18 protein-coding genes are annotated in these 19,285 nt (G+C 60.4%); 10 read left to right on the top strand and 8 right to left on the bottom strand.

Annotation, left to right across the window (positions count from 1 at the left end; translation table 11 throughout):
• The first annotated feature begins 370 nt into the window (after positions 1-370).
• From ACYG9Z_RS05855 to ACYG9Z_RS05835, 5 genes are all read left to right on the top strand, one after another.
• The gene (locus ACYG9Z_RS05855; RefSeq protein WP_023681073.1) at positions 371-1,087 is read left to right on the top strand and encodes a pentapeptide repeat-containing protein; all 717 of its coding nucleotides are present in this window, start codon (positions 371-373) and stop codon (positions 1,085-1,087) included.
• A 499-nt stretch (positions 1,088-1,586) separates the two neighbouring features.
• Positions 1,587-2,774, top strand: coding sequence for a magnesium transporter (locus ACYG9Z_RS05850; RefSeq protein WP_023733226.1), 1,188 nt, complete (start codon positions 1,587-1,589; stop codon positions 2,772-2,774).
• A 480-nt stretch (positions 2,775-3,254) separates the two neighbouring features.
• Positions 3,255-4,529 (top strand): tetratricopeptide repeat protein, encoded by a 1,275-nt coding sequence (locus tag ACYG9Z_RS05845; protein WP_023681076.1) that lies wholly within the window; start codon positions 3,255-3,257, stop codon positions 4,527-4,529.
• A complete protein-coding gene (locus ACYG9Z_RS05840; RefSeq protein ID WP_023691460.1) occupies positions 4,526-5,350 on the top strand; it encodes a FecR family protein in 825 nt (274 codons plus the stop codon). Before ACYG9Z_RS05845 ends, ACYG9Z_RS05840 begins: the two co-directional genes overlap by 4 nt.
• Before the next feature lie 15 nt (positions 5,351-5,365).
• On the top strand, positions 5,366-7,411 hold the full coding sequence (locus ACYG9Z_RS05835; protein ID WP_084023710.1) for a CHASE2 domain-containing protein: 2,046 nt from the start codon (positions 5,366-5,368) through the stop codon (positions 7,409-7,411).
• Positions 7,412-7,499: 88 nt separating this feature from the next.
• Here the strand turns inward: ACYG9Z_RS05835 and ACYG9Z_RS05830 are convergent, their stop codons facing one another.
• From ACYG9Z_RS05830 to ACYG9Z_RS05815, 4 genes are all read right to left on the bottom strand, one after another.
• Positions 7,500-8,474: a L,D-transpeptidase family protein gene (locus ACYG9Z_RS05830; RefSeq protein ID WP_023681079.1), complete on the bottom strand. Its 975-nt coding sequence runs from the start codon at positions 8,472-8,474 to the stop codon at positions 7,500-7,502.
• 313 nt (positions 8,475-8,787) lie between these two features.
• Positions 8,788-9,042, bottom strand: a complete 255-nt coding sequence (locus ACYG9Z_RS05825; RefSeq protein WP_023699977.1) for a hypothetical protein — start codon at positions 9,040-9,042, stop codon at positions 8,788-8,790.
• A gap of 224 nt (positions 9,043-9,266) precedes the next feature.
• Complete coding sequence (locus tag ACYG9Z_RS05820) at positions 9,267-9,470, bottom strand: hypothetical protein (RefSeq protein WP_023667962.1); 204 nt, start codon at positions 9,468-9,470, stop codon at positions 9,267-9,269.
• A 290-nt stretch (positions 9,471-9,760) separates the two neighbouring features.
• Positions 9,761-10,672, bottom strand: a complete 912-nt coding sequence (locus tag ACYG9Z_RS05815; protein ID WP_023691455.1) for a LysR family transcriptional regulator — start codon at positions 10,670-10,672, stop codon at positions 9,761-9,763.
• Positions 10,673-10,848: 176 nt separating this feature from the next.
• Here ACYG9Z_RS05815 and ACYG9Z_RS05810 point away from each other — a divergent pair, with 176 nt between their 5' ends.
• From ACYG9Z_RS05810 to ACYG9Z_RS05790, 5 genes are all read left to right on the top strand, one after another.
• Positions 10,849-12,051 (top strand): MFS transporter, encoded by a 1,203-nt coding sequence (locus tag ACYG9Z_RS05810; protein WP_031244126.1) that lies wholly within the window; start codon positions 10,849-10,851, stop codon positions 12,049-12,051.
• Between the two features lie 299 nt (positions 12,052-12,350).
• Positions 12,351-13,178 (top strand): transporter substrate-binding domain-containing protein, encoded by an 828-nt coding sequence (locus ACYG9Z_RS05805; RefSeq protein WP_031244125.1) that lies wholly within the window; start codon positions 12,351-12,353, stop codon positions 13,176-13,178.
• Positions 13,179-13,322: 144 nt separating this feature from the next.
• On the top strand, positions 13,323-14,603 hold the full coding sequence (locus ACYG9Z_RS05800) for an NAD(P)/FAD-dependent oxidoreductase (protein ID WP_023687784.1): 1,281 nt from the start codon (positions 13,323-13,325) through the stop codon (positions 14,601-14,603).
• A 19-nt stretch (positions 14,604-14,622) separates the two neighbouring features.
• Positions 14,623-15,594 carry an amino acid ABC transporter permease gene (locus ACYG9Z_RS05795; protein WP_023687785.1) on the top strand — a complete coding sequence of 324 codons (972 nt, stop codon included), beginning with the start codon at positions 14,623-14,625 and terminating at the stop codon, positions 15,592-15,594.
• Between the two features lie 623 nt (positions 15,595-16,217).
• On the top strand, positions 16,218-16,781 hold the full coding sequence (locus ACYG9Z_RS05790; protein WP_023667968.1) for a sigma-70 family RNA polymerase sigma factor: 564 nt from the start codon (positions 16,218-16,220) through the stop codon (positions 16,779-16,781).
• Here ACYG9Z_RS05790 and ACYG9Z_RS05785 read toward each other — a convergent pair whose 3' ends face one another.
• The 4 genes from ACYG9Z_RS05785 to ACYG9Z_RS05770 form a co-directional block, all read right to left on the bottom strand.
• Positions 16,782-16,958, bottom strand: coding sequence for a hypothetical protein (locus ACYG9Z_RS05785; RefSeq protein ID WP_023667969.1), 177 nt, complete (start codon positions 16,956-16,958; stop codon positions 16,782-16,784).
• Positions 16,959-17,100: 142 nt separating this feature from the next.
• Complete coding sequence (locus tag ACYG9Z_RS05780) at positions 17,101-17,421, bottom strand: hypothetical protein (RefSeq protein ID WP_460222882.1); 321 nt, start codon at positions 17,419-17,421, stop codon at positions 17,101-17,103.
• Complete coding sequence (locus ACYG9Z_RS05775; protein ID WP_245259913.1) at positions 17,393-18,400, bottom strand: class I SAM-dependent methyltransferase; 1,008 nt, start codon at positions 18,398-18,400, stop codon at positions 17,393-17,395. The genes ACYG9Z_RS05780 and ACYG9Z_RS05775 overlap by 29 nt, the downstream gene beginning before the upstream one ends.
• Complete coding sequence (locus ACYG9Z_RS05770) at positions 18,300-19,277, bottom strand: GNAT family N-acetyltransferase (RefSeq protein ID WP_023714679.1); 978 nt, start codon at positions 19,275-19,277, stop codon at positions 18,300-18,302. The genes ACYG9Z_RS05775 and ACYG9Z_RS05770 overlap by 101 nt, the downstream gene beginning before the upstream one ends.
• Between the last annotated feature and the right edge of the window lie 8 nt (positions 19,278-19,285).

The following is a 19,285-nucleotide window of genomic DNA, read 5'->3' as shown; positions in this document are numbered from 1 at the left end:
ATTGAGTCATACGCTGTTTAAACAATGCGGAACGAAGTGGTCGGTTGCGCCACCACTTTGCGGGACGACATACGAGAGTTGCAGGACGAGCGGTCAAACATCAAGGCCGCCGGCTCGCTAGATACCACTACTCGTTCCTCCGCGCCATTCCAACAGGCTGAACTTCGAGGCAAGTGAGCCCGTCCTGGTCCGGCGCCTCGACTCACTCTACCGTCAAAGCCTTTCCCCACCTCTCGATAATTTCGCAAGCTGCTGCTGGCTATCGGCGGATCGTTGATGCGCAACTGTGACGGTGGTCGTTACCGTGGCTCGAGTGTCAGCAGATGTGGTAAGGCTGATTGTCGACGAGTAGCAGAGGGGTCCAGCAACAATGACTTTGAGACGAACCAGAGCTTACGGCGGATCCGGCTTGGGTCTGGCGGTTTGCACTGTATTGGCTTGGCAAAACGCCACCGCCGCTCAAGATTGCTACGCAGCCGCGACGCCTGGCGTCAATTGGCAGGAGTGTGACAAAAAGCTTCTCATCCTGGAAGGACAGGACCTGAGCGGGGCAAACCTGTTCGGTGTTGATTTCACTTCGACCGACCTCAGGAACAGCAATCTCCTTGCGGCAAATTTTGAGAAGGCAACGCTTGTGCGCGCTTCCCTGGCCGGCTCGACCGCCAAAGGCGCCCGGTTCGACAAAATCGAGGCGTACAGGACCGACTTCAGCCAGATGGACGCGCAGGGCGCTGTGTTTACGGGCGCGGAAGTGCAGCGCTCGAATTTCCAGAACGCCAATCTGGTCAATGTTGATTTCACAAAGGCGGAATTGGGGCGTGCGCAGTTCCATGACGCCGATATCAGCGGCAGCCACTTTTCGTTTGCCAATCTCGCGCGGGCGGACTTCCGAGGAGCGAAGTTCACCGCACCGATAGACTTTGAGGGCGCTTTTTTCTTTCTGACCCGTATCGAGGGCCTCGATCTATCCAATTCGGCGGGTCTGTCCCAGTGGCAGCTCAACATGGCTTGCGGGGACGCCCGGACCGAGTTGCCTTCTGGCATGACGAGGCCAGAAAATTGGCCCTGTCAATTCCAGCAGGAATAGCCCGCCCGTCCGCTTCCCGCCCAAAGGCTGCCGGGCGGCAAAGCGCCTCAATCAGTCCTCGGCCGCGGGTCAAAGCACGACACTGCGGGACATTTCCGGCAATCTCATTTACCGGCGGACGACAACGGCCAAATAGAGGACGGATGCCCAAGGTCAAAGGTGATACCGCTCTGGACAAGGAGCGCGCCAAAACAGAGAAGCTCCTCAAAAAGGTTGGATACACCGCCTTGAAGGAGGCCGGTGTGGTATCCAAGCGACCCGACCTCCCAAATCTAAAGGTTGAAAAGCGAGGGAAATAGCGCGGACACTCGCATGCTGACCTGACGAGGGCACGCCCAAAATGTAGACGTCTGCTTTGCCTTCTCAAGCTAGGAGCGTGCAGGCGGCGCTTGCGAGAACCACAAGGCGGACTGCTGGGCCGGAAGAACTGTCGTATTTCCGCCCCGGTGCGATCCGACACTTCACAACTTTTTCACTTTCAATTGGGGGGCCATATCATATGAACGAAGAGACCGGCGTTCAGAAGTTGGTGCGCACGCTGCGTGCTCGAGCACCTGATGACGCAGCTGAATTGCTCGCTAGAGAGTCTCCCGAGTTCATCCGCGACACACTAAAGCTGTTGCCTGACGGGCACGCCCGTAAGGTGGCCGAGCATTTGCCACTGCATATGCGGCCCATCAGCTCTCATGATGGTGACATGGGTTTCGCGATCCCCGAGTCGCTCGTCGAGGTGATGGACCCGATCCCCGCCAGCGTTCCTGTCGGGACGACGGTTGCTGCCGCGGTGGAAGCTGTCAGAGGCGCCCTGGTGCCGACCGAGCTCACTTATCTCTACGTCACGGACAAGGGCAATAAACTGGTTGGCCTGGCGGTCCTGCGCGATCTGATGCTGAGCGAACCCGACGCGATTGTCGATCACATCATGCTGCCCAGGCCGTTCGCTCTTGATGTCGGTCTCTCTTTGAGTAACGCATGCAAGGCGGCGGTACGGCGTCACTATCCTGTCTATCCGGTGGTGGATGCGGAGAACCGGCTGCTCGGGCAGGTTCGCGGCTGGCGATTGTTCGAGCAGCAAATCATCGAGATTTCCGCCCAGTCTGGACAGATGGTAGGCCTCCAGAAGGAGGAGCGCTCTTTTACGCCGCTGTTTTCAGCCTTCCTGAAGCGTCATCCGTGGCTGCAGTTGAATCTCCTGACGGCCTTCATGGCCGCATTCGTGGTCAGTTCGTTCACAGGCACGATCGAGAAGATCGTCGCTCTGGCGGCGTTTCTCCCAGTCTTGGCCGGGCAGAGCGGAAACACCGGCTGCCAGGCACTGGCTATGACGCTGCGTGGCCTTGCCCTGGGGGATGTGGACAAACGACCGAAGCTGCACTTGGTGATGAGAGAGGGCGCGCTCGCGGCCGCCAACGGCGCGCTCGTCGGCGTTGTTGCGGCTGCGGCGATGTGGTTCTATGCCTCGATGCAACCGGCGTCGGCGGCGCAGGCGCCGATGCTGGCACTTGTGATCCTGCTTGCCATGTCCGGATCGTGCCTCATGTCCGGCATCTCCGGCGTGCTGATCCCGTTGAGCCTGCGCCGGGTAGGCGCCGATCCGGCGGTCGCCTCGGCGATCTTCCTCACCACCGTGACCGATATTGTAGGCATGGGCCTGATGCTGGGGCTGGCAACCATGCTCGTGCTCTAGCAAGCTGCGTCCGCTGACCCGTCCCCTGGAGTCGGAGGCAACAAGCTGACCTCGTCGCGTTTAAAGAAATTGCAAGACCCAGGCCGAATCGCACACGCGTCGTGAGAACACCTTTCGGCAGCTCTCCGGCCCCTTGCGAAACGCGACGGAAGGCCTTTGGAGAAGCCGTGGGTCACCTTGAAGCATGGTGACCAGATACGCAGAATCGCCCACCCAATATTAATCTTCTCGGCTGGGCGATCCACTACTGATGAGATTTGAGTTTGTTAAGCCTTGGGCCAAATACTTCAATCACGTGCAGCAATGTCGAGAAGAGTTTTTGACAATCAGCGCAGCCGAAATAGGAATAAACCCGATATCTTGTTGCGCAGCTGCAACAGCTGCTGAGGACTCGCATAAGTCCGGCGACCGTTCAGTCGCCTTTTTCTTGCGGTCGTGCTAAATCTCTCGCACTAGTCGGGTTTGGGGTGGGTTCTCGGCATGCAATCTTCGTTTCGAACGATCTTCGGCGTCGCCGCAGCGCTGCTTTGTGCCGGCGTGTTGCCGGCCGGCGCACAAGGTCTTTTTGGGGCCTATGACGATGCGTTTGCGGCCCGCATCGCCAGTCCGGCCGACAATGGAACGCTCGCCCAATTCGTCACGGTTGCGGTCAATGCTGGGCAATACGATCAGGCGATCTCCTCGATCGAGCAGTATCTGATCCAATACCCGCGCGATGCGCGCGCCCGGCTTGCGGCCAGCCGGTTGTATTATCATGTAGGGTCCTATGAATTGGCCCGGCGGCAGGTGCAGTACGGCATCGAAGTCGGAGGTCTGACCGCAAGTGAGCAACAGGAAGCTGTTCGCCTGCTCGCCCACATCGAGCGCGCGTTGCGTGGCGTCACCTGGGAACTCGCCCTGACCGGCGGGGTATTCAGCGCATTCACCGATTTTGAGCCAGGCGGGGCGCAGGACGACGACAGCTTCGTCTCGCCTTACGGGCAGGCGGAAGGTTTTGTGCGGTGGGACCTCGGCACGCCAAGTGCCGACGCGCTCGTTCTTTCGGGGTCGTTGACCGCGACAGAGCGTCTCTTCACGGAAGACCTGTCGGTTCCGGGTGGCGAGAAGACTTTTATTCACGGCAACGCAGCAATTACCTGGGACAAGGGACTGCCCAACAGCGGGATCGATTCGCTGCGCCTGCTGCTTTCCGCGTTCACCGTTACGGATCGTTTCGACAGCGATATTTACGAAACCGGTATCGGCCTCAGTGGACGTTTCGTCGTTCGCCCGACGGTCGAGACGACGCTCTTCGCCGGTGGCGGCTACATCGATCTAAGCGCCTCGCAAGGCATTTTCGCCGATAGCAGGGTCTTCTATGAGGCAGGCGGCAGCTACCGCTTCCGCAATGGCCAGGCGCTCGGCTTGCGCTTTGTCGGCTCGAATGACTTCGCTTCCGGATCGGGCGAAATCAGCCGCAGCTATACGGGCGAGGTCCGCTATGGCGGCCTGTTGATGAAGGTACCGGATCTTTTCGCATGGTCGCACCAGATCGCCTTATCGGCCGGCCACAGCGACACTCCCGATCTGTCCGTCGGCATCGGCACAAATATCAAGAGCGACTTCTGGCGCATTGCCTCGGAAAGCGATTTTCAGCTGACGGAAGCGCAGAAGATCAGCGTCGATCTCGCCTACCGCAAAACCAACTTCGCCCTCGCCAACCGCGACCGAAAATCGTTCGAAATGCTCATGAGCTATACGTTGACGCTCAATTGAAAGAGGCCGCGATGAGGTATCTTCAGATCGTCATTTTTGTCGCCTGCCTCGCCTTCGCGGCACCATCCGCTGCTGAGACGGTCGGGTCGATGACGGCCTATCAGACCATCATCGTCCGCAATAACGGCGGGACGATGAACGTTGGCGCCGGCGTCGAACTCGGCGACCAGTTGCGCAGCAATCCCACCGGTCTCGGAATGCTGGTGTTCCGGGATGAATCGAGCGCCAAAATTGGTCCAAACACCAGCCTGACGATCGATGAGTTCGTCTACAATCCGGGCTCCGGGTCGGGAAAGATCGACATCGGGATGAACAGCGGCCTGGCCCGTTTTTATGGCGGCCAGGTTTCGAAAGGGGGCGTCATGCAGGTTGCGACGCCGCACATGGTGCTCGGAGCGAGAGGCGGCATCATCGAAGTGCTGGTGGCAGCCGGCCAGACCGTCGGCATATTGCGCGCCGGCCGCATGACCTGCACGATCAATGGCAAACGGCTGGTCATCACGAACCCGGGCTACGCCTGCACGTCGGACGATGGCAAGCTTCTGGCCGGCTACGGCGGCATCGACGCCTTCCCGATCTTGGACAGTATCGACCGGATAGCGGGAACCGGCCTGCCGGGCGCACCGGGTCCTGGGTTGGACGTAAGCGCAATTTGTGCGTCGGCTCTAGGCTCCTCGCTCAAAGTCTGCGGGTCCAGGGACGGCGCACTGCCAGGAGTGGTCATGGAATTCCCTGACAGCCCAACGCCACCTGCGGGCAGCGGGGGCCGGCGGGGCGAGTGTGAGGGTGAGGGTTGCTGCTACTACTACAACTGCGATTAGGCCTGGCTGCACGAGATGAGCCACTCGGTCGGTAGGCGCTGGGCTGATTGGCGGCAAGCCGGCAGGCGCAAAATATCCGGCCTTTTGGTCGTGCTCCTGCTGCTCGCTTGCCATTTGGCTTTTGACGGGCCGTTGTCGCGCCTGCGTGAGCGGACGTACGACTTCTATCAGTTTCTCGCCCCACGTCAGGCGACGAGCAATCCTGTCGTGATCGTCTCGATAGACGACGCCAGCCTCAAGGCACATGGGCGATGGCCCTGGAACCGTGGCCTCTTGGCCGATCTGGTCGATGGCATCACGCAATCCGGTGCGGCGGTGGTCGGGCTTGCGCTGGTACTCCCCGAGGCTGACACCTCGCCTGAGGGCATCGCCGGAGACAAGCGCCTGGCAGCGGCGCTGTCCAAAAGTCGAACGGCGCTTGCCGTCAGCCTGGGCAATGAAGCGACGGTATCAGAAGCAGAACCCAAAGCCGGCTGGTCGATCGTCGGGCAAGTGCCCGATACACTTCCCGGCTTCACCGGTCTTACCGGCTCGCTTGCCGAATTCTCGAACGCCGCCGCAGGCCTCGGCGTGATTCGCACCTTGCCCGATCCCGACGGCGTACTGCGCCATGTGCCGCTGCTCTGGCTTCGCAATACCCCTCAACGCGCGCAGCTGTGGCCGTCTTTCGCACTCGAGCTCCTGCGCCTTTACGCTGGACAGGACGGTTACACAGCCCGGATGAATGCAGCCGGGTTCGACGCACTCAGGATGGCAGGCGCCATTGTGCCGCTCGAGCCGGAGGGGAGCATCCGCCTCTGGGAAACCGCCACGGACACGCCTCGCCTGTCTGCCAGCACTATCCTTTCGGGCCATGGCGATCCGCGGCTGCGGGACGCCATCGCCATTGTCGACCTGTCGGCTGTGGGCCTGACGCAGTACCTGCCCACGCCGACGAGTCCAGCGCGACCAGGAGCGGAGATCCACGCCGATGCGATCGGCCAGATGCTTGCCGGGCGCTTCCTGGCAGAGCCAGCGCACGCGCGTATGCTCGAGCGGCTCTGGTTTCTCCTCAGTGCCGTCGTTTTCATCGGGGTTTCCGGAGTGCTCGCCGGGCGTGTCGTGCTTGGCGCCCTCTCCCTGGCGCTGCTGGCCGTCACGCCGTTCGTGTTCGGCGCTCTCGAGTACAGCCTGCAGGGTGCACTCTATGACCCGCTGCAGCCGGCGCTTGCAACCATCATGGTTGCGGGCTTCGAAGGCTATGTCCTCTACAGGCGCAGCGAGCAGCGCCGGTCCACCCTGACGCGACAGTTCTCCCAATATCTGTCGCCCTCCGTGGTGCAGCGCCTCGCAAGCTCGGACACCGAGGCAATCCTGTCCGGCGAGAAGCGCGAGATCACCATTTTGATCAGCGACATACGTGGCTTCACGACCATGAGCGAACAGCTCGACACCCAAGAGATCGCCAAGGTGGTCAACCATTTCCTCGGCATTGCGACCGATGAGATCCTCAAGCGCGACGGCACCATCGACAAGTTCATGGGCGATGCGGTACTGGCCTTCTGGAACGCACCGCTAGATCAACCCGATCATCGTGAGCGTGCGCTGGACGCGGGCCTTGCCCTTATCGAGCGGGTGAGGCGCGAAGACGCCGCCTTCACCGCGGATGGCCATCGATCCATCGAAATCGGCGTCGCCATCGAGACCGGCATCTGCTCGGTAGGCAATTTCGGCTCCGAACGGCGCTTCGATTACACCGCGATCGGCTCCCCCGTGAACCGCGCGGCACGGCTCGAATCGACGACCAAGAAGCTGGGCATCCCCCTGGTGCTTGGACCCGGCTTTGCGGCAGCAGCATCGATGCCGGTCGTCCAGGCGGGCGCCTTTGAGCTCCAGGGTTTCAAGGGCGAGGTGCCGGTTTTCACCGTTCCGGAGATGCAAGCTGCTCAACAAGGTATGAGCCGCGAAGTAGAGAGCCAACGTGGTGAGCAATCTGGCGCCCCCGCCATGGTGGTTGGTTCGCCGCCATCCGTGCAAATGGCGCCGCTTGACCTGACACCCCGAACCCGGAGCATCCGCTGATCGGATCCAGCGGATCGCAAGATGCAATTGTCACGGGCACAGACGGACATCTTGTTTCGGCGACCATCGAGGGATGCGACGGCTTGCGTCACTCGTCCTTGAAAGTCACCTTCATATGTTTTTGGACCATCGAGGCGAGGTCCTCGGCATCCCAGTTCGTGAGCCTGATGCAGCCGTGAGAGAAGGTCTTCCCGATCTTGCCGGGTTCGGGCGTGCCGTGAATGCCGTAGCTTTCGATGGAGAGGTCGATCCAGACTGATCCCACGGGATTGTTAGGGCCGGCAGCAATGGTGAAGGGCCGCTTGGTTTTGACTCCCTTGAATGCAAAATCGGGATCGTAGTGATAGGTCGGGTTGTGCACCACCCTTTGGATCTCTGCCTGCCCACTTGGTGCCGGCTTCTCGTCGCTCCCGATCGAGGCAGGGTAGACGGCAAGCGCTTTATTGGAGGGGTCGAGCACGCGCACCTGATGAGCGCCTTTGTCGACTTCCACGCCGGCAATGGTGGCGGGAGGTTCACCCCGGCCAACATCTGGTACCAGCAGCGTGGTTCCAGCTTTCCTGAATCCGGTGCCTGGGTTTAGCCTCCTGAGCAATGGTTCGCTCACATGGAAGCGCTCCGCCAGCTTCTCGATCGAGTCGTGATAGCCAAGCCTTCTCAGGCGAGCCATCCTCTCCATGCGCCCCGGAATGCGTTTGGTGAAGGGGCCGCGTACATCTTTGCGGGTCAGTTCATAGGTGACCAGAGCTGGGCTGGTGGAGGTTGCCATCAGCTTGTCCCAAGTCGCTTGGGTGAGCTTGCCATCTGGCGCCAGTCCGTTCGACGCCTGGAAGGCCTTGACCGCCTTGGCGAAGTTCTCTCCAAGGCGGCCGTCGATGAGCCCCGGTGAGAAGCGCGCACGATCCAAAAAAATTTGCGCCTTCAGCACGGCAGGATCGAGCCCTTTCGGATCGCCGGCGGAGAATTGCGCCTGATTTACCGCGGCTAGGTCCAGCTTGGCCGCCTCCGTCCCGCCGCATGCGAAGGCGAGTGCAATGGCGAGGAGGAGAAGGAGCCTGATCATCGATTTCACTCCTTACGTTAAATCGCACCTGATCTGCTTCTATGACGCGCTGTGGCAGATCTGGTTCCATTCGCCGGTAGGGGATCATAGGCAACCAGCCTTACGCTGCCGACCGGTCCGAGACGTTTGATGCCCATGCCTTGCCCCTCACGAGAGGCGTTGCTGGCCGCGCAGATCGGCAGTGTAAAAATGGTCTGGCCATGTTGACGTGAGCTTCTACTTTCAAACTGCCCACTACCTGGACCGGCAGTCAAATGGTCTCAGGGCAGCAAGTGAGGAGATGCGCTGGGAACCGGCTTATCGGGCGGGTATTCTATTGATCTTCGGTATCGATAGATCCATGTTCCGTCGTCACTGTGATCGCGTTGTCGCCCGCGATTGCTCTAGCGTATTCGAAGCGCTCCAACTTCTGTTCTGCCGATAGGCCTTTGAACATCGCGGTGGCCGAGTTCGTGATTTTGAAGTCGCCGCAACTCGGACAGCGAAACTCCCGGATGTCACCAACTGTCTCCGAATTAACGAGCGCCTGCTCATCTGTAATCGGGCAAATTGCGGCCATCCAAGCCATCGTGGTCCTCCGTCCTAAGGCCGTCCCCGATTACCCAAAAGGCATCGTCGAGTGCAAAATCCATTTCTGCCGACGCTCACCCCACCTGGAGTACTCCACCGAGTAGATTGCGCTCTCCACTCTCCAACCCAGAATGTGGATTAAAGCCAGTTCCTCGGCGAGCGATTTGCTGGTGAGCGGTAGGCGCTCTCGCTCTGGAGCCTCTCCCAAACGATCGGAGATGTTCATGTAGCGTCGGGCAGGACCGAAGGGCCGGAACGTGGCGTTTTCATCTCTTCGGCAATCACCAGTAGCGCCTCCAGAGCGACGGCGATCCCCGACATCACCGTACTTATGTCTGCGCTGCCGCCGAGCGTCGAAAGTTCGGCCGCTCGCGTTTGCATGCTTTGGCTCAGCTCTTGTAACTTCAGGCGCAGCTCGTCATCCATGGTATGTTCTCCAAGCTTGACGCTGGAGGAACGCGCCTGCTTACAACCCGTTCCGCCGGTGGCCGCAGAGAACCAGAGACACCGCAGATGCTACAACTTGCGCTGTGGCGGCGCTTAGCATGGGCGGTGGATTGAGCCTCAGCGAATGACCGTCGGCAAATAGCGGATGCTTCAGTCTCGAAAAGGTGCTGGACGGCTCGATATGCACCGCCCCTTGGCCCTGGGTGCTGGTCCCATGCACAGTAAGGCCGTGCAAGTGCGCGCGGCCTCTGGGCTCAACATTCCAGTCGTCATGGTCCAAAGTTGTCCCAAGGTGGGTTCTCACCAAAGTGGGCGGCGAGAAGCGTCACGAAGCTTTGAACTTTGGCGGAAAGATGCCTTCTTGACGGGTACATCGCGTAGATCGACCGGCTTACCGGCTTGAACTGGGGCATCACTGTCTCCAGTTGGCCCGAACGAATGGCTTCTCCAACAAGGAAAGTGGGGCAAAGTACTATGCCTGCTCCACCCAGCGCCGCATCGCGCAGGAGCTGCCCGTTCGTTGCCGTCATCCGTGCAGTGATTTTTACCGCCACTTCCCCCTTTGGTCCGTCGAACCGCCATTTTCCGCGGCTGGCGCGCAACGCGTAGTCCAGACAATCATGGTCGTGGAGATCCGACGGCTTTGTGGGACGCCCGCGTCTGTCCAGATAATCGCGCGAAGCGCAGACCACCTCGCGTGAAGGCGCGATTCGGCGAGCAACCAGATTGGAAACCGTGAGTGGAGCGATGCGTACCGCGACATCCAGGCCCTCTTCCACGATGTCAACCACACGGTCGTCCAACACCAACTCAACCGACACCTCCGGGTAGACCGCGAGATATTCTGCAACGACTCTCCCAAGGTGCATCGCGCCGAAGGAGATCGGCGCGCTGACACGCAGTGAGCCGGTGGGACGTGTCTTGCTCTCGGCCGCGCTCGTACGAACTTCCTCGACATCCTCGATTATGCGCAGACTGCGCTCGTAGACGGAGGCGCCGAGCTCTGTCAGGCTTATGCGCCGGGTCGTCCGGTTGAGAAGGCGTGCGCCAAGCCACTCTTCCAGCATCTGGACATGTTTGCTCACGGCCGCTGGCGATAGTCGCATCCGCTTGGCCGCTCCAGCGAAGCTGCCTTCACCGACGACGTTGGCAAACACGGTCATGCTGGTCAGCCGGTCCAACTGCAATCACCTCTTTCATTCACGTTTCGTGAATTCACCATCCATATCTCCCTCGATTATCAATCCGCAGTGGACAGATTATCTGAAACCAGGCCGGGATCAATTGCCCGATCCGTCTCTCTAACGTTTGCCCGAAACGTTGGCGTCGAGTGCCTTCTCGCGGGCTGGAGGTGATCATGTCTCTGACCAAAGCAGCCCTTCGGGAGAAACAGGGAGCCACTTTTCGCATGTGGCTCTCCGTGCTCACTGTATCGCTGGGTATTTTTTCGATGATCACTGCGGAGCAACTCCCTGTGGGGCTGATTCCGGCAATTTCTTCCGAGTTGAATGTCTCTATTGGGAGTGGCGGTCTCACGGTGACGATACCCGGCGTAATTGCGGCGTTCGCTTCTATCGGTTTGCCGTTGGCAGTGGGGAGGCTCGACCGGCGTATTCTGATGGCGGGCCTGCTCGCTGTAATGGCTGCGGCGAGCGTGATTTCAGCGCTCGCAACGAACTTTCCCGTGCTGCTCGCGTCCAGGCTGCTCGTCGGGATCACCATCGGTGGCTTTTGGGCGATAGCCGGGAGCATCGCAGTACGACTTGTTCCTGGACCGTCCGTGCCGCGCGCCATGACTATTGTCTTCGGCGGTGTAAGTGCCGCTGCGGTGCTGGGCGTGCCGGCCGGCACGATCATCGGTGATCTAGTCGGCTGGCGCGGCGCGTTCTGGTCTCTCGCCGGCCTGAGCTTTGCCATACTGCTCGCCGCCCTGCTTGTGCTTCCGAAGCTGGAGGCGGCGCAGCCTGTGGAGGTGAAAGCCCTGCGTGCGCAATTGCGCAATCCCGCCCTCCTGTCGGGCGTGGTTGCGACCGCACTGCTGGTGGCTGCCCACTACGGTGCCTACACTTTCGTGAGCCCGGTGTTGCTGGAGGTCTCGGGCGTCACTGCAGGGAGCATAGGTTGGTTACTGTTGGGGTATGGCATTCTCGGAATGATTGGCAACGCCGTCGCAGGCGTCTGGGCCGCCAAATCCGTCGGTCGCACATTGGCCTGCATCGTCATTGGGCTCGGCGCCACGCTGGCTCTCTTCCCGTTGCTCGGGGTCACGCCGCTCACAGGAACCATCCTGCTGCTGGTGTGGGGCTTCGCGTATGGCGCGGCGCCCATCACGCTGCAGACGTGGGTGCTGAGTGCAGCACCAGAAAGCGCGGAGACCGCGACGGCCATCTACTGCTTCACTTTCAATCTTGCCATCTCCGTGGGTACCCTAGCGACCAGTCAGATCGTCGACACGATAGGCGTGAACAGGGTCCTCTGGGTCGACTCCGCCATCATCCTGCTGGTGCTGCTGCCGGTGTGCCGCGCACCCATGCTTAACCGGAACATCGGAAACTCGTAGACAGCAAGCCATCCTGTGCCGCCCATCTGGCAATGATGTGATAGGTTGAAGTAGATCTTCGTTTCCTCTGTCTTGAAAGTCACGCGCATCACATCAAACGCGGGTTCCGCCGCACCGTGCGGGTGCCGATGCTTTGCGCCCCCGGAGGACAACTGGCTACTTGAAAAAGGACTTGATCCCCTCGTCGATATGTGTGCTGATATGAGATCGATCTCATGCCGCGCTCTCAATTGCTGTTTCTCTACGGGAGCGCGCTCTGGGAAGCATATGTCTGAATGACGATGAAGAGGGAGGTTCAAGTGAGGAAATTGATCGCGTGGCTGGCCTTGGCCACTACCACGCTCGCGTTCGCGTCTGCGGCCTCGGCGGGTGAAACCATCAACCGGGTTACCTCGAAGAAGGCAATGGTGGTCGCCACAAACAGCGGTTGGCCGCCGCAGAGTTTCCTCGACGACAGCAATCAGTTGGTCGGCTTCGACATAGATGTCTCGAAAGAGATCGCAAGGCGCCTCGGTGTCGAGGTCAGTTTCGATACGCCGGACTGGGCGACGATGACGGGCGGCCATTGGCAGGGACGTTACGATCTGGGTGTCGGCTCGGTGACGCCGACCAAAGCGCGCGCCAAGTTGATCGATTTCGAAGGCATCTATTATTATAGCCCCTACGTTTACGTGGTTCACAAGGACAGCCCGGCCAAATCGGTCGCCGACCTGAACGGCAAGATCATCGGCGTCGAGACCGCCACCACGTCGGAGGATTTCATCCGTAGACAACTCGAGATCGATGCTCCCGGCCTGCCGCCCATCGAATACAAGCTGGAGCCCGGTGAGATCAGGACTTTCGCTGACTCAATGCTGCCGTTCGACGATTTGAGGCTCGGCGACGGCGTGCGCCTCAACGCGGTCATCGCACCAGAACAGACGGCTCAGAACGCGATAAAGAACGGCTACCCGTTGCGTGTCCTGGAAGGCGGCTATGCCTTCCGTGAGCCACTGGTGGTGATCGCGGAAAAAGGTGATGCCGAGTGGAATGCCAAGATCGGCGGCATTCTCGACGAGATGAAGAAGGACGGTACCCTCGCGAAACTGACCACCAAGTGGTACGGCAAGGATTACAGCTCTGACTGAGAGGCATCGTGGATAAAGCTTGAGCGGGGTGCATTCAATTGAACATCCCGCTCCATCTGTTTTGTTTCAGCCGCATTTCCACGACACCGGGCGGCTCCGCCTGCCTGCAAAATGCTCTAGTGCCGCCACCTCATCATATTGATCATGACATGTCCTGACACATATTACCGACGCACGCTTGCCGACAACACCATCAGACCGCCGCTGAGCGGCGTTTCCGAGTGCGAGACAGTCGTTGTCGGCGGCGGACTGGCCGGCCTGACGACGGCGTTGCAGCTGGCTCGCGCCGGCCAGCAGGTCGTCGTGCTTGAGGCGCAGCGGATAGGATTCGGCGCTTCCGGTCGCAATGGCGGCTTCGTTAATCCCGGTTTCGCCACCGGCACCGACAACATCGCCGCGATGGCCGGCGTCGACGCGGCACAAAAACTGCACCGCCTGTCCATCGAAGGCGTCGACTTCGTGCGGCAGACGATCCGCGATCTCGACGTCAAGGCGGCAGAGCCGCGCTCCGGTATATTGAGCGTGCTTCGCCACGATGGCGGCGCCGTGCTCAAGGCATATGCCGAGCAACTGGCGCGGGATTTCGACTACCGGCTCGACTATCTCGATCGCGACCAGGTGCGAGCGGTGCTGCATTCGGATCGCTACCACCAAGGCCTGCGCGATCCCAGCGCCTTCCACATGCATCCGCTTAACTATCTGCGCGCCGTTGCTGGCGAGATCGAGCGGCTGGGCGGCAGGATATACGAGAGAACGGCTGCCGTTGAAGCCAACCTTGACGGCGCCGAAAAGATCTTGCGTACCGACAGCGGCGAAGTGCGCGCCCGCCAGGCCGTAGTTGCCACCGGCGGATATACGGGCCCACTGGTCGGCCGGCTGCAGCGGGCATTCCTGCCTATCGCCACTTACGTTATGGTGAGCGAGGAGGCGCCTGACCTCATCGCCAAGGCGATTACGACGACCGACGCCGTCGGCGATAACCGTCGCGCAGGCGATTATTACCGTGTTGTCGAAGGCGGCAGGCGGCTGCTCTGGGGAGGGCGCATCACCACCCGGGCAGCCTCATCGGGCGTGTTGGCGAGGCAATTGCGCCGTGAGATGGTCACCACTTATCCGCAGCTCGAACACCTCAAGACCGAACTCGCCTGGTCCGGGCTCATGTCTTATGCCCGGCACATGATGCCCCAGATAGGCCCGTTGCAGCCGGGCGTCTGGTACCTCACGGCTTTTGGTGGCCATGGCATCAACACCACGGCGATCGCCGGCAAGTTGATCGCCGAAGCCATACTGGGACAATCGGACCGTTACCGGCTGTTTGCACCATTCGGCCTTGCCTGGGCGGGCGGCCCGGCTGGACTTGCGGTTGCGCAACTCACCTACTGGAAGCTGCAGGCGCAGGATTGGTGGCGCGAGCGGGCCCGCTGACCGCAGGGAGATCGAAGACGTGATCGGCCGACTATTGCTCAACCACCCGGACGCGGCGCGCCGCGTTGGCGTGTTCTTCGTGCTCGCCGCCATCGCCGCCGGCCTGTATGGGCTCGGCATCAAAGCCAGTTGGCTCGGCAAGCTCGTTCCGGGGTCGGTCGAGTGGCTCGCCGCCAACCCGGACGTCGGGCGGGCGGTCTCGGCGGTGCTGATCGCATTGATCTTGGTGGCGAACTGGAACGCGCTGCGGTATCTCAGCCGCAAACAGCAGATTGTGGCAGTTTGGATAGAGCTGTTCGTGTTGCTAATGTTGTTTTTCTATTCCTTCGACCTGTCCTTCGCGTTCATCGCCAAGAAGATCGGCTTCCTCGTCTCGAAGGGTGTGGTGACGACCCTCTACATTTCGGCCATTTCGATCGCCATCGCCACCCTCATCGCCTTCGTTGGCGCCATCGCCAAACTTTCCCGCAACGGCGTGGTCTATGGCTTGGCGACCTTCTATACCTCTCTGTTTCGTGGCTTGCCGTTGCTGATGCAGATCTACATCATCTATCTCGGCCTGCCGCAGATTGGCTACGTGATCGGCGCCGTGCCGGCTGGCATCATGGCGCTGTCGCTCTGCTACGGCGCGTACATGACCGAGATCTTCCGGGCCGGCATCGAAAGCATCTCGCGCGGCCAGACCGAGGGTGCTACGGCACTCGGCCTTAGCGCTAACCAGACGATGTTCCTGGTCATCCTGCCGCAGGCGATGCGCGTCATCGTGCCGCCGACCGGCAACCAGTTCATTGCGATGCTGAAGGATTCTTCGCTGGTCTCGGTGGTCGGGGTCTGGGAGATCATGTATCTCGCACGCACGCAGGGCCAGACCGAGTTCCGCCACATCGAGATGCTCATCACCGCCTCGATGATCTATTGGCTGCTCTCGATGGGGCTCGAGTTCCTTCAGTCGCGGATCGAGGACCGGTTCGGGCGCTCACTCAAGCGCTGATCGTCATCCGTGATCTTCGCCAAAGCGAGTTGCACAGCACCGCAACAGCCAGCTTCGGAGAGCAGCTGCAGATTGTACGCGACAGCATGCCGTTCGGCGACGTCGTGAGGGGTGAATCAACCCGGTATTTCATCGGCTTAGCCCGATCGGAGGGCAGAATAGAGCAAGTGCTGGACGAGCATGTTCGTTGGCCGACCGCCCGGCAACTACGACCGATTGCTGGATTTCACCCGCGCCAATAAGTTAACAAAATTAATGACTCTAACATGTCTCCGGCCAACCATTATCGCTATGTATCGATGGTAGCCGAGTTCGCCACGTGGTTCGCCAATAGGTTTGTCAGCAGTGGTTTGCGCGTTACCAGCCGCACGACTCGGTCCATGCCCTGCACAGCCAAACGCACCGGCGAGACTTCCCGGGAATGAAGCTCGGCATGGTGTTTCGTTCCTTTGAAGTGGGCGTGGTTGGGGGAAGACCGTAGTCGGCGTGTTCGCGCCCGGTGGAATTTTCGAAGAGTTGTTTCCAACGGCGGGAACGAACCAAACTTCCATGCATTTAGCTCTGGCTTCGTTCATTCACTCTTTCTTCTGGGAGCTGGACCATTGTCATCCGGAGGCTATCTCTTGGCCGACCAACAAACCAATGACGTTTCCATCGTTGATCTGATACCTGCCCTGCGGGCTTTCGCGCGCACCTTCTGCCGCGTTCCAGACGATGCCGACGATCTGGTGCAGGAAACGTTGACCAAAGGGCTCGCCAACATCGACAAGTTCGAACCTGGTACACGCATGAAGTCGTGGCTCTTCACCATCATGCGCAACACCTACTACACCCGGATCAAGATCGCTGCACGGGAAGCGCCAGGCCTTCTCGACTGCGCGTCTTCGAGACCGATTTCGGAAGCTACCCAGGAATGGACCGTTCAGAGCAAGGAAGTTCACGGCGCCATCCAAAAGCTGCCCGAACATCAGCGCGAGGTGCTGATGCTGATCGGCGTTTTAGGAGTGGGCTACGAGGAAACCGCCGAAATCTGCGGCTGCGCGGTAGGGACGGTCAAGAGCCGGCTGAACCGTGCCCGCGCCAACATCCTTGAGCTACTCGGGGAGAGCTCGTTGCAGACATTGATAGAAAGGCGAAATCAGCTGTCGGATGGTCAGCTCGATATAGAGGTCGACAGCCGCAGATAATCAGCTCTTCACGTCTCGCCGACGCTTCTCGACGAGAGCATTTTGCAATTGGATCGCCAGCTTGGATAGGCGGTCTGGTATCTTTTCCTGCTCTATGGCGGCCAGCAGGGAAGCAATCTCCTGATCCACTGCCATCTCGACAAGCAGATCCGTGGTATCGTCGCTCGAATGAGACATCACGTTCTCTTGATAGCATCCCTAGATCCAAGTCTGATGATGAGCGCTCGGCACTACAAGGCGTTGTCGACCGCCGAGAGGCTCACCGGCGGCCCTTGCACAGTTTTTCCTCCGTGCCGCGGCAAGACGCGGCGCGGTGGCGTCAGTCCTTCAGCAACCGGTTTGCGGCGTGATCCTGAAATTGATCGGACTTGATTCGATTGCCGTCCAGCCCGCGCTCTCGGCCATGTTGCTTCCTGTCGCGGTTGGACAAAACCGCGTTTTCCTCGATCTTGTCCTTGTCCAAGGTGGTCATTGCGCCGGCGCCGGCACCTTTGCCTTGGCTGCCTTGGCCGAAATGCTTTTTGCCGCCGGATGCCATGATCTCCTCCTTCGAATCCAGGACACCGATCGGTGCCGACGCCCGAACCGGCATCGCGCTGTAATGTTCCGTCTCACCCAGCAAGCAGGAAGGCGTCGCCATCCCATGACCGAAACGGCTTCTCGCCGTCGATGACGACCCGCAATTGGTGAGCTTGCGCAAGACGGCCGATGTCGGCCCGGTCCAAAGAAAGCGATCCGCGATAAGAATAGTTCAGCAATGCGAGCCGGCCCGGCCGTTTGAGAACGCGCGCAATTTCATCGAAAAGCCGCTCAGCCATGCCGGCCAGGACCAGGTAGGGAAAGCTGTCGACCGCCAACACGCAATCGAAACTGTCGTCGTCGAAGTCGGCCAGATCGAGACCGGAGGTTTGGCGCAGTTCGACATTGCCGAGCGCTTCGCATTGCTCGGAGGCGATAGAGATCATCCGCGATGATATGTCGATGCCGACCATCCGCTTGAAGGAATTGGACAGCGCGCGCTCGAAACGTCCGATGCCGCAACCGATGTCGAGAATGTCTCGTTCAATTCCGGTGAATTCTCGCGCCTCGAGCCATTCAACGATTTCGTCGGTCATGGCTGTCAGCCGCTCGTCATCGCCAAGGGATCCTAACTGGACACTTGCGGCTGTCGAAATTGCTGCCGCGGCATCAAAACTCGAGGCCAGCCTCCTGACCACGGCGACATCCGTCTCGCCGTTACCGCGTTCATGCCGAACGGCGCCGCCTGTCGCTCGCAAAGTGGCAAGGACGCCCGGTTTGTGGCGCAGCAGTCCAGCGACCTTTCGCAGTCTTTCAGCATCGCCGGTATCCGCCGGACGGACTTTCAGCACGACCTCCGCCAATTCCGCCGCTTCAATTGTGGGCGGCAGGTGAAGCGCCAGCCTGACGAGAACAGCTTCGGCGCAGGCACCACCGGCCACACAACCTTCGACCGCCCGTCTGACCGATGTCCGGCGCTGCGCGAGCACACTCATGACATCAACTCCGCGTCCAGATCCTCCGCATCGTCCACCTGTCGACGGCGCCCCAGCCATATTTGTAGGCTTCCTGGCCGCGCAGGAAGTCGAACTCGCGCGCATCCTCGCGGATCGACTCCGCGATCGCGTGGCCGATCAGGATCGCACCTGGGCTCTCCTCGGCATAAGCAGGATCGAGGCCGCCGAGATAGGCATAGGCGCGGCCGCGGTGGTGAAATCCGTAATAGGCGGCGACAGTCGTGCCATCGATCGCGAGCAACCAGCATCGGACCAGACCGTGAGCATCGAGCAAGGGAAGTGAAAGCCCATGGAAGTGCTGCACGGCGGGGTCGGCCAATACACCACCTCCATGTCCAACCCAGCGTGCATGGTGCAGGCGGATCAATTGGTTCAGGAAGTTCTGGTCGCCCCGGGCTGACGCCAACGCGAGCCGGCCGCGTCTGCACGCCGCTTGGCGCGCCCGGCGCAACTGGCGCCTGCGCCGAGCGGGAACGCAGCCGGCCAATGTTTCGTCGCCGGCAACAGCAAGCACGGGGCAGGCTGCATGAATTGCCGGCCTCTCGACCGTTAAACCGGGATGCGCGATCGTAAGACCGGCACTGTTTTGCGGCAGATCAGACAAGATCCATTGTGACCACCCGACCGAGCAGATCGTTTCGGCAATTGTGGACACGACCGCCGCCTCGATATCCCGGACAGCCAGGATGTCCAGATAATCGCTGAGCGAAATACCGACCGGAAGCAGCTTCGAACCGGCCGTTCCATGCTCGAGATAGAGTGGCGCCAGCCCGACCAGATCGCCGCCACGCCAGACCGCGACTGTCGCCAGTTCACCGGGTGCGAATGCGCGCCACCATGGCACCAGCCAGGCGGGGGATTGGAACGGCGTCGCAGAGGAGCTCTGCTCCCATAGTTTCCACCAGTGCGGCGTCAAGGCATCGAATTTTACGGGGTCATCGATGATTTCGCTGCGCAACACTGCTTTTC

Source organism: Mesorhizobium sp. RSR380A (assembly GCF_054719385.1).
The sequence above is the reverse complement of the archived record's forward strand: the minus strand, read 5'-3'. Positions and strand labels throughout refer to the sequence as shown.